The 14,818-nt window shown below is 58.1% G+C and carries 13 protein-coding genes; 6 read left to right on the forward strand and 7 right to left on the reverse strand.

Annotation, left to right across the window (positions count from 1 at the left end; genetic code table 11):
* Positions 1–106: 106 nt before the first annotated feature.
* The 5 genes from JUF21_RS03085 to JUF21_RS03105 form a co-directional block, all read right to left on the reverse strand.
* The gene (locus JUF21_RS03085) at positions 107–646 is read right to left on the reverse strand and encodes an NADPH-dependent FMN reductase (RefSeq protein WP_203663065.1); all 540 of its coding nucleotides are present in this window, start codon (positions 644–646) and stop codon (positions 107–109) included.
* 62 nt (positions 647–708) lie between these two features.
* A complete protein-coding gene (locus tag JUF21_RS03090; RefSeq protein WP_203624556.1) occupies positions 709–1,659 on the reverse strand; it encodes a Dyp-type peroxidase in 951 nt (316 codons plus the stop codon).
* Positions 1,660–1,798: 139 nt separating this feature from the next.
* The gene (locus JUF21_RS03095; protein WP_203663067.1) at positions 1,799–2,623 is read right to left on the reverse strand and encodes an energy-coupling factor transporter transmembrane protein EcfT; all 825 of its coding nucleotides are present in this window, start codon (positions 2,621–2,623) and stop codon (positions 1,799–1,801) included.
* The gene (locus JUF21_RS03100; RefSeq protein WP_203624554.1) at positions 2,616–4,322 is read right to left on the reverse strand and encodes an ABC transporter ATP-binding protein; all 1,707 of its coding nucleotides are present in this window, start codon (positions 4,320–4,322) and stop codon (positions 2,616–2,618) included. The genes JUF21_RS03095 and JUF21_RS03100 overlap by 8 nt, the downstream gene beginning before the upstream one ends.
* Before the next feature lie 106 nt (positions 4,323–4,428).
* Positions 4,429–5,004: an ECF-type riboflavin transporter substrate-binding protein gene (locus JUF21_RS03105; RefSeq protein ID WP_203624553.1), complete on the reverse strand. Its 576-nt coding sequence runs from the start codon at positions 5,002–5,004 to the stop codon at positions 4,429–4,431.
* A 466-nt stretch (positions 5,005–5,470) separates the two neighbouring features.
* Between JUF21_RS03105 and JUF21_RS03110 the strand changes: the two genes are divergently transcribed.
* Complete coding sequence (locus JUF21_RS03110) at positions 5,471–7,093, forward strand: ABC-F family ATP-binding cassette domain-containing protein (protein WP_164506260.1); 1,623 nt, start codon at positions 5,471–5,473, stop codon at positions 7,091–7,093.
* A 61-nt stretch (positions 7,094–7,154) separates the two neighbouring features.
* Here the strand turns inward: JUF21_RS03110 and JUF21_RS03115 are convergent, their stop codons facing one another.
* Entirely contained in the window at positions 7,155–7,781 is a 627-nt protein-coding gene (locus JUF21_RS03115) for an HAD family hydrolase (protein WP_203624552.1), read from the reverse strand.
* A 111-nt stretch (positions 7,782–7,892) separates the two neighbouring features.
* Here JUF21_RS03115 and JUF21_RS03120 point away from each other — a divergent pair, with 111 nt between their 5' ends.
* The 5 genes from JUF21_RS03120 to JUF21_RS03140 all read left to right on the forward strand — a co-directional run bounded on the left by JUF21_RS03120 (position 7,893) and on the right by JUF21_RS03140 (position 13,956).
* Positions 7,893–9,008, forward strand: a complete 1,116-nt coding sequence (locus JUF21_RS03120; protein ID WP_203624551.1) for an exonuclease SbcCD subunit D — start codon at positions 7,893–7,895, stop codon at positions 9,006–9,008.
* Entirely contained in the window at positions 9,005–12,100 is a 3,096-nt protein-coding gene (locus tag JUF21_RS03125; protein ID WP_203624550.1) for an AAA family ATPase, read from the forward strand. Before JUF21_RS03120 ends, JUF21_RS03125 begins: the two co-directional genes overlap by 4 nt.
* A 102-nt stretch (positions 12,101–12,202) precedes the next feature.
* The gene (locus tag JUF21_RS03130; RefSeq protein WP_164506258.1) at positions 12,203–12,346 is read left to right on the forward strand and encodes a hypothetical protein; all 144 of its coding nucleotides are present in this window, start codon (positions 12,203–12,205) and stop codon (positions 12,344–12,346) included.
* Between the two features lie 154 nt (positions 12,347–12,500).
* Entirely contained in the window at positions 12,501–13,160 is a 660-nt protein-coding gene (locus JUF21_RS03135; RefSeq protein WP_203663069.1) for a DUF4767 domain-containing protein, read from the forward strand.
* 148 nt (positions 13,161–13,308) lie between these two features.
* On the forward strand, positions 13,309–13,956 hold the full coding sequence (locus JUF21_RS03140; protein WP_125757967.1) for a TetR/AcrR family transcriptional regulator: 648 nt from the start codon (positions 13,309–13,311) through the stop codon (positions 13,954–13,956).
* Positions 13,957–13,991: 35 nt separating this feature from the next.
* On the opposite strand, the gene JUF21_RS03145 is transcribed toward JUF21_RS03140, so the two are convergent.
* Entirely contained in the window at positions 13,992–14,804 is an 813-nt protein-coding gene (locus JUF21_RS03145) for a Cof-type HAD-IIB family hydrolase (protein WP_203624549.1), read from the reverse strand.
* Positions 14,805–14,818: the final 14 nt, after the last annotated feature.

Raw genomic sequence — 14,818 nt, forward strand, 5'->3', positions numbered from 1 at the left:
GTATACCTGTATTTTTTTGAGATTTCGAGTAGGTGTATTTGGTGTACTCAAAATCAAGTTCTGTTTCATATAAAAAGTGATGATCGCGGGATCATCACTTTTGGCTTTAAGCGTTTAAAAAGGCGAGGTAGTGCGTGACACATTCGTCTAGAAACTCGATCGTGGCCTGATTGGTCAGCGCCCCGGCCGCATCAAACTGGTCGTGCGCCTTACTCAGCAGGAATTCATTGCCAGGCAGCACCTGGGCGGCCAGCCCGGGCGAGTCCAGGATCTGGCGCAGGTGACCCTGGGCGCGAACGGTACCCATCGGGCCCAGCGCGGAGCCGACGATCATGACTTTTTTGCCAGTCAGCGGATGTTCAACGCGTGAGCACCAGTCTAGGGCGTTTTTCAGCACCGCGGGGATGCTGTGGTTGTGCTCCGGGGTGGCAATGATCACGCCATCTGCGGCCGCGATGGCGTGGCGGAAGTGTTGCACCGCCTCAGTGGGGTGGGTTTCGTCGTCTTGGGAAAACAGTGGCAGTTGGCCGGTTTCCAGCAGCGTCAGGGAGAATTGCGCCGCATACCGGGTCTTCATGAACTGGAGCAGCTGGCGATTGGTCGAGCCCGACCAGTTGTTGCCGAAAATTCCGACAAGGTTTAGCATGTTTGCGCCTCATTTCGAAGTTAATGTCTCCATTATCAAGGCGCAGGCGGATTGTTGCAAGTTTAGGCTTGCGGTAATTCACTGTCAGCAATCTGGGCCAGGGTGTCCTGGGACGGAATGAAGAAGACCTCGCCGGTTTCGGGCGTGGAAAAATCCAGCAGGCGGTCGGATTTTTCGAACATGTTCTGAAGCATGCGCTTGGTGACGGTCCAGTGGCGGGCGTAGCCGATAAAGTAGGTGCCCTTGACGTCCTTTGCGGCGGTGGCGAACGGGACATTCATGCGCACAATTTTATGTTCGACCCCGCCTTCGTTATCCTGCGAGGCGATGTTGTGAGCGTTCGGCAGTTTCTCGTGCTCTTCAAGTTCGATATCGTTGAACTTCTTGCGCCCGATGGCCTGCTCCTGCTGTTCGACCTTGAGTTTCTCCCAGGCGGCCAGGTCGTGGCGGTACTTCTGGGCAAAGGCGTAGGAGCCGTTGATAAAGTCGGAATCTTCATCACCAATCACGGCGTACTCTGGCGTTTGCAGGGCGTTGGGATTTTCGGTGCCGTCGACGAACCCAATGATGGCGCGACCCTCAAAGTAGCGGAAACCGTGGGTCTCATCCAGGGTGGTGACGTTGGCTTCGATGCGCGTCATGATTTCTGACAGCAGTTCGTACGGCACGGCGGAGTTGCGCGCCCGCAGGTGGAAAAACAGGTCGGCTGGGGTCGCGACGGCGGTGTGCTTGGGACCGTGGATCGCTTGGAACTCCTCGAGCTCAGCCGGGCGCTTCGCCGTCGGGAAAAGGTAATCCCAAGCGCTGCGGGAGAAGCCGAACGCAACGGCCAAGCCGGCATCAGGGTAGCGGATGTTCATACTGTTGATAAAAGCCGGCAGGTGCTCGGCAAGATCTTGCACCGCCGCCAGATCGCTGGCCTGGTCCTGACGGTTGAGGTTCATCGTGACAAAAATAATGCTGTCGCCGGCGTCCTTGTAGACGTCTTGAACGCGAGTCAAATCGATTGGCATGGTGATCCCCTCCAAATGAGTATGCTTTCAAAATCCAGAATAGCATAGCGAAGTTGTAAGCGGCACCAATTAAGCATAGAAAATTTTGCACAATCTAAATGAGCAAAAATAAACCAGCCGCCACGGGCTGGTTCAGGGGTTACCGAAACGGATTGTAGAAGCGGCCACCGTTGACTTTGAAGAGCCAGGCACCGACCAAAATGATCGCCGCAGTGCCGGCCAAACTCAGCCAATCCTGCCAAGCGAAGGGGTGGTCCATGTACCAGGTCCGGTGCTTCTTGCGGCCAAACCGGCGCAGCTCCATCGCCTGACTGACGGTATCGATGCGGTCCAGCGAGGAAAAAATCAGCGGCATCAGGATCTGTGCGGACCCCTTCAGGCGCTGGGAGAACTTGGCCTTTTTCGACAGCTCATAGCCGCGGGCCTGCTGGGACAGCGAGATCTGGTGGTAGACGTTTTGAATGTCTGGGATGTAGCGCAGCGCTAAGGCAACCGAGTAGGAGACCTTGTAGGACAGGTGAATTTTATTCAGACTGGCCGCAAACTCCGACGGGTTGGTCGTGATCAGGAAAATCAGCGCCAGCGGCACCGTGACGATGTACTTGCTGAGCAGATTCAGCTCGTAAAACAGCTGCTCCGAAGTCACCGTCAGGTAGCCGCTGCCCAGCAGCAGGTGCCGCGTGCCGTACAGCTGCACGCCGTACTCAGGAGAAAACAAGTACACGGTGATCAGGTTCAGCAGCGAAAAGGCGGTGATGATCTTCACGACTAGGCTGACCTGCGACCACTTGATCTTGGCTTGGTAAAAGAGGATCAGGGACATGACCATGATTGCTACGGTGAAGCGGAGGTCGTAGCTGGCCATCGCGATGATCGAAATGCCGACAAAGGCCAGCATTTTAGTTGCGCCGCTGAGGTGGTGCAGCCAGGTGTCGCCGCCATCAAAACCGAATAAGTTAGACATGACGTTCCTGCCTTTCGTGTGCGATCACGGCGGCGGTGAAGGCGAATGGATCCATGTCCATCCGCTTAGCCAGCGTGTACAGCGAGGTTTCCGCCAGCCGGGCCTGCTTGATGATGGCCGGCTCCGTCAGCACCTTCGCGGGCTCGGCGTCAAGCAAAATGCCGGAGTGGCCAAGTACCACGGTGCGCGTCGCGTATTCAAGCATCAGGTGCATGTCGTGGGTAATCAGCAGCATGGTGATGCCGGAGTCGCGGTTCAGCTTTTCCAAAAAGCGCATCATTGCGGTGTAGTGGCGCCAGTCCTGGCCGGCAGTCGGCTCATCGAGAATCAACAGCTGCGGGGACAGCGTCAGGATGGACGCAATCGTGACCCGCTTTTTTTGCCCAAAACTGAGCGCGGAAATCGGCCAATTGCGGAACGGGTACAGGCCGCAGATCCTGAGCGCGTCTTCGACCTTGGCCTTGATGGTGGCCTCATCGACGCCGCGCAGGCTCAGGCCCAAGGCAACCTCGTCAAAAATTTTGATCTTCGAGATCATCTGGTTGGGGTCCTGCATGATGTAGCCGATCTGGTCAGCGCGCTCCTTGACGGACTGGGTGGCCAGGTCAGTGCCGGCGAAGGTCATTGTGCCAGCGTCCGGCTTGACGAAGCCGGTGATCAGCTGGCTGAGCGTCGTTTTGCCCACACCGTTTTCGCCGACCAGGGCCAGCATGTCGCCGCGGTTAATGGTCAGATCAAAGTGGTCGAACAGCTTGGGTCCTTTGGGATAGCCAAAGGTGAGGTCCTTGATGGTCAGCAGAGGCTTCAGGCCCGCCGGTTTTTGGTGCGCCGGTTCGCCGGTCAGCCAATCACTCAGCTTCTGCTTCAAATTGGGCGCCTCGATGGTGTTCACCGAGGTGATGCCGTTGGTGTCGTTGAAGTCGATGCCCGCCAGATCCAGCGCCTCGAGGTAGAGCGGTTCGCGCAGGCCGATTTCTCGCAGCAGCGGGGTTTTGAGCAGCGCTTCGGGCGTTTCGTTGGCGATGATTCGGCCGTCTTGCATGACGATGACGCGGTCGACCGGTTGCGCGAGGACTTCCTCGAGCCGGTGCTCAATGATCACCACGGTGACGCCTAGGCGGCGGTGGAGGTCGTCGATCAGTTCGATCGATTGCTTGCCAGTGGCCGGATCGAGTGCGGCCAGCGGCTCGTCGAACAGCAGGACATCGCCTTCGTCAACCAGGACGCCAGCCATGGCTGTGCGCTGCTTTTGCCCGCCGGACAGCGCCTGCGGGGACTGGCCGAGCTGGTCTTTAATGCCCAGAGTCGTTGCCCATTGCTTGACGCGGGTCTTCATTTCGGCCTGCGGTGTCGCGTCGTTTTCCATCGCAAAGGCAATGTCCTCGGCCGCGGTCAGGCCGACGAACTGACTGTCCGGATCCTGGAGCACAGTGCCGACGTGCAGAGACAGGTCAAACAGACTTGAGCTTTCGACATCCTGGCCCATCACGGTTACCTTACCGGTGATCTTGCCGGGGATGGCGTGCGGAATCAGGCCGTTGATCAGATTGCCCAGCGTCGACTTACCGGAGCCGCTGGGACCGATGATCAGCACTTTTTCGCCCTGGTTGATGGTTAAGTTGATGTCGTGCAGCGTCGGCTCGGCCTGGCTGTCGTACTGGTAGGTGACGTGATCGAAAATGATCGCAGGTTTGCTCATGGGTATCCTTTCTCACAATAACTGCGGCGCCAAGCGGGTTCGCCTGGCGCCGCAGTGGGTAATTGGCGTAGTTTTTATTGTGTTTAGCTAATCGTTGAAGCGGAGATTAGTCTTCCTTCTTCAAGCTCCCACTACGCGTCCGCGAAGCTGCATACGCCGCCAGCAGAATGGAGCCAATGACCGCGGCAGAAATGATGTTGGACACAGCGGAGATCAGACCCTGGATGTAAACCTTGTTCGCCGGTTCAGAGTAAACCAGCACGTCAAGCGTTGGCGCAATGGCCGCCCACGCGATCAGGTTGGTCAATCCAGACACTACATTGTAACCGATGAGCTTCTTTTTGCCAAAGTCGCCTTTGGACACGTCGAGCCGTTTCCAAAACAACCCAATCACGCCGCCGACCAAGCCCGTGGTGAAGACCCAGGTCCACCACGGGGTGCCGTACTGGGTGAAGTCGTTCAGCGCGTGGCCGAGAAAGCCCATGATGAAGCCGGCAACCGGGCCGAAGAGGACACTCATGAAGCCTAAGAAGCCGTATGAGGTGTCGATGTTCGTGTTCGGGAAACCGGTCGGAATCGAGACCCAGCGCTTGAGAATGAAGATGATCGCCGTGCCGATGCCGATCGCGACCACGGTTCGCACACTGAATAACTCATTAGATGATTGCTTGTTTTTTGCCATAAGGCATTTCCCCCTAAGAAAATAATTAATGTACGCCGGCCCAAACTGGGCGAGCGGGTGAACGGCCAACCCCATCGTCAATCAAAAAACGCCGTCCTAAGCAATTGCTTAGGACGACGCTGCGCGGTACCACCTAAGTTGCCGCACTTGCGACCACTCGAAGCGCTTAAGGCGCGCGGCACCACCTGCTGAGAGCCATTCTTGCAGACTTTTCGATGATCCTTGCACCAATTGGATCACTCTCTTTGCGGAAAGGAGACTGCCTTACTATTTCTCAGTACCGACTGACGATGTCAATAGCTTAGCAGTCTAAGCGAAAAATGTCAAAACAATAAGCGAACAATAAGAACGCTATCATGCGATTAATTCGTTATTCCATGCCAAAGCCGGCCGTTGATAAACCTGCGGCCATTTGGTATGATTGTGCGAACGTATTGCATCTATAGAAGAAAAGCGAGGTAGCGAAGTGCTAACTGTTTCCAACGTCTCGATGACTTTTTCCGATCGGACCCTGTATTCTGACGTTAATTTGAAGTTCACCCCGGGCAACTGTTACGGCATTATTGGGGCCAATGGGGCCGGCAAGTCCACCTTCCTGCGCATACTGGAAGGCCAACTGACGCCGACCACTGGCACCGTGGCGCTGGATCCCAATGAGCGGATGAGTTCGCTGAAGCAGGACCACTTTGCCTTTGATGACCAAACCGTCCTGAACACCGTGCTGCAGGGCTACACGCACTTATATGAAGTGATGACGGAAAAGGATGCGCTATACCAAAAAGCCGACTTCACCGAGGCCGATGGCAACCGCGCCGCTGAGCTCGAAGGCGAGTTCGCCGAGATGGACGGCTGGAACGCCGAATCCGATGCGAGCCAGCTGCTGCAAAGCCTGGGGATCCCAGAGGCGCAGCACCAGACGCTAATGGCCGAGCTGCCGGAAGGCGAAAAAGTCAAGGTGCTGCTGGCGCAGGCCCTGTTCGGCAAGCCAGACGTGCTGCTGTTGGACGAGCCGACCAACGGGCTGGACCCGCAGACCATCGCCTGGCTGGAAGATTTTCTCGCCGACTACCAAAACACGGTCCTGGTCGTCAGCCATGACCGGCATTTTCTCAACGCCGTTTGCACGGAGATGTGTGATGTCGATTTCGGTAAGATCGAGCTGTTTGTTGGGAACTATGACTTCTGGCTGGAAAGTTCCAAACTGGCCCAACAGCTGCGCTCCCAGCAAAACGCCAAGAAGGAAGAACAGATCAAGCAGCTGCAGGACTTCATTGCACGGTTTTCCGCCAACGCCTCTAAGTCCAAGCAGGCGACTTCGCGCAAGAAGCAGCTGGACAAGATCACGCTTGACGACATCAAGCCGTCAAGCCGCAAGTATCCGTACATCAAGTTCACGCCGGAGCGCGAGATCGGCAACGACCTAGTGCGGGTGGAAAATGTGGCCAAAACCATCGACGGCGAGCAGATTCTCAGCAACGTGTCGTTCATTCTGCGGCCTGGCGATAAAACCGCGCTAATCTCGCGCTCCGATGTCACGGCCAGCGTGCTGATGCAGATTCTGGCCGGGACCATGCAGCCGGACACGGGCAGCGTGACCTGGGGCGTGACCACCAGCCGCGCCTCGATGCCGCGCGACCTGAACCCCGAATTCGCCGACGAGCGCCTGGACATTCTCGAATGGCTGCGGCAGTTCGCCAGCAAGGAGGAGTCCGATAACACTTTCCTGCGCGGGTTTCTCGGGCAGATGCTGTTCCGCGGGGATGACGTCCTGAAAAAGACGCCGGTGATGTCCGGGGGCGAAAAAGTCCGCGCCTACTTGGCCAAAATGATGCTGAGTAAGGCGAACGTGCTGCTGTTCGACGATCCAACCAACCATTTGGATCTGGAAAGCATCACTGCGCTGAACGATGCGCTGATCGATTTTCCGGGCTCGTTGGTCTTCACCAGCCACGACCATCAGTTTATCCAGACCATCGCCGACCACATCATCGAGGTCGGCCCGAAAGGCATTGTCGACCGTGCCGACACCAGCTATGACGAATTCATGGCCCACGAAGTTGCGCAGGCGCAAGTCGAAGGTATCTATTAAGCAATCGCGCCGCACCTTTGCCGCCCCTTTCATCAATGGGCGGCGAACGTGCGGCGCGTTTTTATATCAGTTCGAGCAGGTCGCTGGGGGCGGTCAGGCGGTAGGCAATTGGCTCAAACGCTGAGGTCGGTTCAGGCGTGGTCCAGCCCGCCAGGCCGAACGCGACGTCGGCGTCATGCGCCGCCTGCGCGTCGACTACGGTGTCACCGACATATAATAGGTCGTTCAGGTCGGCTGAGAGCCGCTTGGCCGCCAGCACGATTGGGTCGCCTGCGGGCTTGTCCCGCTTGGCCTGCCCGGCGGTGACCCAGGTATCGATGTAGCGGCGGTAGTGGTAGCGGGCGTCATCCAGTGCGAATTCGTGCGCGCTTTTGGCCGTGACAATGCCGAGCTTGGCGCCGGCCTGCCGCAGCTGAGTCAACACCTCGGGAAAGCCTGGAATCCAGCCCGATAAATCGGCAAACTGCATCGAGTCGTTGATCCACTCTTCAATTGCCGCCGCGTTCGCGCTGGGGTCGGTAAAGCCCAGGCGAGTCATGGTATCGACGGACGAGACGCCGTTTGAAAATGTTAGGTCTGCCAGCGCGTAATCTTTGCCGTGGCGCCGCATGGTTTGCTGCAGGCCATGCAGGTACATGTTGGGCGAATCGATCAGGGTGCCATCGATGTCGAAGATGAAAGTTTTCATGTTTTTCCTCCTGGGTCAAGTATACCGAAAAAGCGCTGCCAAGTTCGGGAAAATACGTTGACAGCGGGGCGAACAACTGTTTGAATTGAACTTAGAAATGGGGGCCTTCACATGCGCATTATGCACACTGCCGATTGGCATATTGGGAAGAATCTGGCCGGGTTTGACTTGGCAGAAGATCAGGACGCGGTGTTCGAGAAGCTGGTCGAGACCGCCAAAAAGGAACACGTGGACGCAATCATCATCGCGGGTGATCTGTACGATCGGGCCAATCCGAGTGAGGACTCGGTCGACCGCGTTAACCGCATGCTGTATCGCCTCAACCGTGAGGAAGGCTTTCCCCTCTTGGTCGTCTCAGGCAACCATGATTCTGGCGTCCGGCTGGGCACGGGGCAGCAATGGTATGAGTCCACTAATCTATACATGCGCACTGAACTCAAGGACGCCTTCACCCCCATTGAGCTCGAAGACACCCAGTTTTTCCTGCTGCCTTATTTTGAGCCGTTCGCTGCACGCGACTACTTTAAAGATGACAGCCTGACGAACATCAACAAGGCGATGCCACCGGTCGTTGAAAAAATGCAGAAACAGTTTGCACCGGACAAGCGGCACATTCTGGTCGGGCACTTTTTTGCGGCGGGGAGCAAACACTCGGATTCCGAGACGTTGGTCAACGTCGGGGGCCTGGATGCGGTTGCCGTGTCCGATTTGCAAGCCTTTGATTATGTGGCCCTGGGCCATCTGCACAATCGCCATGCGCTTGATGATCCTAAGGTGCAGTATTCTGGCTCACTTTTGAAATTTTCCGTGTCCGAAGCCGTCCAAGAAAAAGGCGTTTACATCATCGACACGGACACCATGCAGCGCCGGTTTGTCAGCTTGGCACCGCTGCATGACCTGCAGCAGGTGACTGGTAGTTTTGCGCGCTTCGCCGATCCGACTAACTTTTCGGCTGAGGAACTCGACGCCTACACGGCAGTGAAGCTGACTGATGTTGAGGTGATTCCTAATGTCATGGCGAAGCTGCGTCAAGTTTTTCCTCGGCTGATTGAGCTGAAACGGGAGACCCATGTGGATCTCGGTGAGGTTGCCCACACGGACGTGAAGCTGGCGCCGACGAAGCTGCTTGGCGACTTTTTCCAGCAGGTGACCGGCAGTGAGCTGAGCGAGCAACAGATGGAATGGGCCAAAGCCGCGCTGGCGAATGCGGGGGAGGAAAAGAAATGAAGCTGCAGACTTTGCGGATGGAATACTTTGGGCCGTATCGAGACGCGACGGTCGATTTTGACAGCTTTGCCGATACGCCTCTGTTTCTGATCAGCGGCAACACCGGAAGCGGCAAAACGACGATTTTCGACGCCCTGGTCTTTGCGCTGTACGGCGACACGTCTGGCGACCAGCGCAGTGGGGATGAGATGCGCGCCAACTTTGCCACCCCGGCACAAAAAACGCGCGTGACACTGCGTTTTCACCACGGCGACAAGGACTACGAGATTTGGCGCGAGCCGGCGCAGACTTTGGCCAAAAAGCAGGGCGGGGTCACGAACAAACCGATGAACGTGTGCCTCACAGTGTTTAAAGACGGTCAGGAAGCCGGTCAGTGGACCAAAAAGCGGGACATCGCCCCGCGCATCAACGACTTACTGCACCTGGACGCGAATCAGTTTCGGCAGATCATTTTGCTGCCCCAGGGCCAGTTCCGACAGTTTCTCGACGCTAATTCCGATGACAAGGGCAAGCTGCTCGAGCGCCTTTTTCGCACCGACTTGTTCGCGCGCTGGCAGGACGCGATGAACCAGCAGGCCAAGGACGCTTCGGCCAAGGTCAAGCAAGCCGCAGACCGTCTGACCACACTGGCCGGTCAGTTCACGTATGCGGCGGACACAAAGCCCGACGATGGTGCCTCGTTGACCGACCAAATTGCCGCGATGAAGATGACCCTGGCAGCACTGACTGCCCAACAAGAAGACCAGCAGGCGGCACTGAAGCAGGCAACGGCCGAGTACGAGCAGGCCAATACGGCGTACCAAAATGGACAGCAGCTGCAGCAGGCGTTTGAGCAGGCACAAACGGCTCAGGCGGCCCTGGCCCAGCTTGCAGCCGATGCGCCGGCCCGCGCCGAAAAGGCAAAGCTGCTGACTAAGCTCGAGTGGGTCGCCGCCCACACCGGCGATGCGGATCGCCTCACCGCCCAGCAGACCGAGTTAACGCAGCTGGAAGCGGCGCTAGCGCACACTGCAGACGCACTGAAGCAGGCTGAACAGGCGGTGGCTTCGGCTGAGCAAATCAAGCAGGCGCTTGATGCGCAAGCGGACGAGATGGCGGCGGCAAGTAAGCGTGAAACCGAGCTGAGCAGCATCCGGCCGCAACTGGAGCGAGTGGCCGACCTCACGAAGGCGCTAGATAAGGCCAAAGCGCAGCGTGCGCAGGCGCTGGCCCGTCAGCAGACAACGCAGACCGCGGTCGCCGCGGCGAAGGCAGCGCTGGTAGAAAATGCTGAGGCCATCGCCAAGCTGACGCAAGACGATCAGACGGCCGCGCTTCAGACGCAGGCGCAACGACTGGCTTCGCTGAAGCCCGTGCATGACCAGTGGCGCCATGTCGGCAAGGAGTTGAAGGAAGCACAGAACGAGGTGAAGGACGCCCAAGACTGGGTGGCCACCACCACGAGCGCGGCAGAAGCGGCCCAGGCGGCCTACACGCAGCTGCATGACGCGCAGCTGCAATCGCAAATCGCGAGTTTGGCGGCGCAGTTGTCGCCCGGGGCGGCCTGCCCGGTTTGCGGCAGCCTCGACCATCCGCACCCCGCGGCTGCCGCTGCGACGGCAATCGTGAGCGACGACGAAGTGGACGCCGCTGATTACGCCCGGCAAAAGGCGCAATCAGACTTGGCTAAAAGTAAGGCGGATCTCGAGCAGGCGCAAACCAATGTGGCCAAGCTCGTCGATCAGGAGCAGGCGCTGGCAGCCCAACTTTCGTCAGACGATAATCCAGAGCAGGCGTTCCAGCAGCTCGCAGATCAGGTCCAGAACTTGCAGGAAAAAGCCGACGATCAAAAACGGCAGTTAACTCAGCTGCAGCAGCAGGCGGACCAGCTGAAAGCCGATCAGGAAAGTGCCGAGGCAACTCTCAAGCAGGCCGATGATGCCTTTCACCTGGCTGATGCGGCGCTGACTGGTGCCGATTCTGCTTTGAAGACGGCCCAGCAGGCGCTGCCAAAAGACGCCCCGGCGCTATCTGCGCTCACGTCAGAGCAAGCCAGACTGCAAACCAAGCTGAAGACATTTGCGGATGATCAAACCAAAAACGAAACGGCCTTGAGCGCAGCTAACCAGGCAGTGGCGAGCGCCAAGGCGACCCAGGCCGCGCAGGCCAGCCAGCAGGCGCAAACCAAGACCTCTTTGGCGACGGCGCAGGCGGCGTTTGAAGAGGCAGTGGCAGCCAACCTTGATGGCGCCACCCCGGCTGTGTTTGCCGAGCTGCGACACCAGGTCGCTCAAATCACGCCGATCAAGGCGGCTCTGGAGGCGGCCAAGACAGCAACCACGACGCAAAATGCCTTGCTGAAGCAGGCAAAGCAGCAGATTGGGGAGGCCCAAGCCCCTGACCTGACCGCTTTGGGTCAGGCGCGCGACGCCGCCAGTGCGGCGCAGAGCCAGGCTCAAGCGGATCTGGCCACGGCCCAAAGTGCCTTGGACCAGGACCAGCACCTGCTGGCACAAATCGACTCAGCATACACACAAAACCAAGCGGCGCAAACCCAGGCGGACTCGCTGAGCGCCTTAGCTGCGGTCATGAACGGGAACAACGAGCGCAAGTTATCGCTGGAACGGTTTGTCCTGCGGGCGTACCTGCAGGAGGTGCTGACCGAGGCCAACGGGCGGCTGAGCAACCTGACAGACGGGCGGTACCAATTCCAGCTGCACCAAGAGCCTGGCAGCCACCGCAACGATTCCGGCCTTGAGATTGATGTCTTTGACGATCAAGTCGGGGCGACGCGCTCCGTTCACACGCTATCTGGCGGTGAAAGCTTCATTGCGGCACTGAGTCTAGCGCTGGCGCTTGGCGAAGTGATCCAGCACGATGCCGGCGGAGTGTCGATTGACGCGCTGTTTGTGGACGAGGGCTTTGGGTCGCTCGATCAGGCCAGCCTGCACACGGCCATCGAGGCGCTGCGGACCATCGAAGGGAAGGTGCGCATGGTCGGTATCATCAGTCACGTGGCTGAGCTGCGAGCGAGTGTACCCGATCAGCTGCAGGTCAAAGCCTCTGGAACTGGGGAAAGCACGCTGAAGGCGATCCATGCAAGCGACCATTAGCAACTGACGCGTTCGGGTGCTAATTATACCCAAAAGTGGTACACTGAACGTGTTGAGAAGTTAAATTCTCAGCTCTATGCCACTGTAAAAGAGGCGAGAATAATGGCAGGAAAGCTTAGTAAACAGGAGCGCAAAGCGCTGATCGAAGAAGTTGAAAAGAAGCGTGCCGAGCACCCAGTGAAGAAGACTGAGTCAGGGTTTGCCACAATCGACAAAGAAGCCGAGAAGCTCGAGGATGACAAGTAATTTTAAAACTCTTTGTAGTCGCCAGTAATGGCGGCTATTTTTTATGCCTGGCGTGACCTGAGGCTGCCAGATAGTTGACAATGGCAATCAGCTTAATTATAAGTAGGTGTAATGTTTATTATTTGTCCTTTGAACAGGAGATGGAGGAGTTAGGATGAGTAAAACAAAGCATTGGGGAATCGTCGGGGTGGCGCTGTTGAGCCTAATGGTCATGGCAGGGTGCGGGCAGCAGGCCAAAAAGTCGGATGCGACTGAGCCGGCCAAAAGTGCCAAGGTCAAATCCAGCAGCCAGAAAAGTGCGAAGGCCAAGTCGGGCAGTAAGACTAGCGGCAAGGCCAAAGCCGGCAAGCAGAGCAGCAGTGCCAGCAGTAAGGCCTCAGCAAGCAGCTCACAGCCGGCGACGCCTTGGGACGGCACCAAGGATGCGGCGCTGGCCAGCTTTATCGCCTCTTGGGAGAAAACCATGGGTCAGTCTTATACTAAATTCGATGGCATTCATCCGCTGCAAACATCGGTGGGAATCGCGTACCCCACGGCGTTTTCAGAAGAACTCGTTAATGGCACACCAAATCAGCTCGCCTGGCGTCCGGATGGCACCGGCGACAGCAGTTACAACGTGGTCGCGATTTATAACTACAATGGCACTGAGCCGCCACTGCCGAATCGCATCACCTATTTCTTTGCGTTCCACAACGGTCAGCCGGTGGTGCTGGTGGACCAAAGCCGCGATGGTGCGCCTTCTGCCGGCGAAACGCAGAACACCGCACTGCGCACCAACTTTCAGCGCATTGCGACAGGGCAAAGTGCGCAATAGGCGCAATCAGGTACTTCAGGCCAGCGCTTACCGCTGGCCTTTTTGCTGAGCGCGGATTACTGGTGCTAAACAGATTGAATCATTCCTGTCCAATTTGTTGAGCAGTAGGCGTCAGGGGTATAATCGACTCAGTTAAACGGAGGCAGCGATGACAGACGAACAGACGCGACACCAAGAGCTGGTGGCGCGGATCAACCGAATTTTTCTTCGTAATGGCTTGACGGGCCAGTCGATGGCCGCGCTGGCCAAAGCCGTCGGGGTCAGCCGCGGCAAGCTTTATCTCTACTTTTCCAGTCGCGATGCGGTTGTTTCAGCCGTGGTCGATCAGTTCGTGGCGCTGGCCAATGCGCAGGGCCAGGCGCCGGCCGCCGCGTGGACCGTGCAGGCGCTGCCGCATTGGCTGCTGACCGAGCTGATGCTGCTGGGGTCAAATAGCCCGGTATTTTTGGCCGACCTCGCGCACGCCTATCCGGAGCAGCAGCGCCGCGTCGAGGCCGCCTTGCACGCGTGGGAGGAGCGGCTGGCCGCCTACCTGAACGAAGGAATGGCGCGCGGCGTGTTTCACACGATCGATGTCGCCTTGTTTCTGGCGATGATCCGCAAAACGGCGGACGGGCTGAACCGCCCGGCGCAAATCGGGGCCAATGGGGCCAAGCCGGTCCTGAAGCACCTGCTGCGGATTTTGACGCTGGCGCTGCTGGACGAGGCGCCAGCAAAAAAGCTTTTGACCCAAGCGGTCACCCAGCGGGCGGTCACGGCGCTGGCCGGGGAGCTGACCGTGCTTTATCAGCAGTAAAAAAGCCAGCCTTTGGGGGGGGGCTGACTGGTCAGTTATTGCAGTGCGTACTGGCGGATTACTTCGCCCAGGCCGCCTTCATCGTTGGTGCCGGCGATCACCTTGGCGTGGGCCTTGGCCTCGGCGCTGCCGTTGCCCATGGCGACTGGCAGGCCCGCGACGTCGAACATGGCAATGTCGTTGCCTTCATCGCCCACAGCCATGACCTCGGCGAGGCTCAGGTCGAGGACCTGAGCCAAGTCGCGCAGCGCCTGCCCTTTGTTCACCTGCGGGTCCATGACCTCGAGAAAATTGCGACCGGCGCGCACGACGTAGAAGCGCTCACCCAGCGCCTGGCGCACAGCCGGATCGGCCTGGTCCAGGAGCGTCTGCTCGCCGACATAGGCGCCTTTGGCAATGGCAAAATCGGGCGGCAGTTCATCGGGGTCGCGGATCTTCAGCCCGGCCTGGTTTTCGGCCGCCTGCTCGACGATCCACCAGTCAACGTCACGGTCGGCGGTGTAAATCGTGGAGTGCTCGTCCAGCACGTTGGTCGGCAGGTGAAGCTTTTGCCCCAGGGCGGTGATTTCGCGGTAGGCGGCATTGTCGAGCAGGTGCTTGGCAACCACGCGGCCGGTAAGCGACTCGATCACAGCGCCGTTATACGTAATGACGTATTGGTCGTCGCCGGCAAGTTCAAGCTGATCGAGAAACGGCTGCACGCCGGCAAGCGGGCGGCCGGTGCACAGCACCACCTTGATGCCGCGCGCAACCGCGTCTTGGACCGCCGATTTAGTGCTGGGCAGGATCTGGTGGGTCGAGGTCAAAAGTGTGTCGTCGATATCCAGCGCGATCATGCGAATTGTCATAAGCGTTCCCCCGT

Origin of the sequence: Lacticaseibacillus sp. 53-4 (genome assembly GCF_016861805.1) — a bacterium.
Taxonomy (GTDB): Bacteria; Bacillota; Bacilli; order Lactobacillales; family Lactobacillaceae; genus Lacticaseibacillus.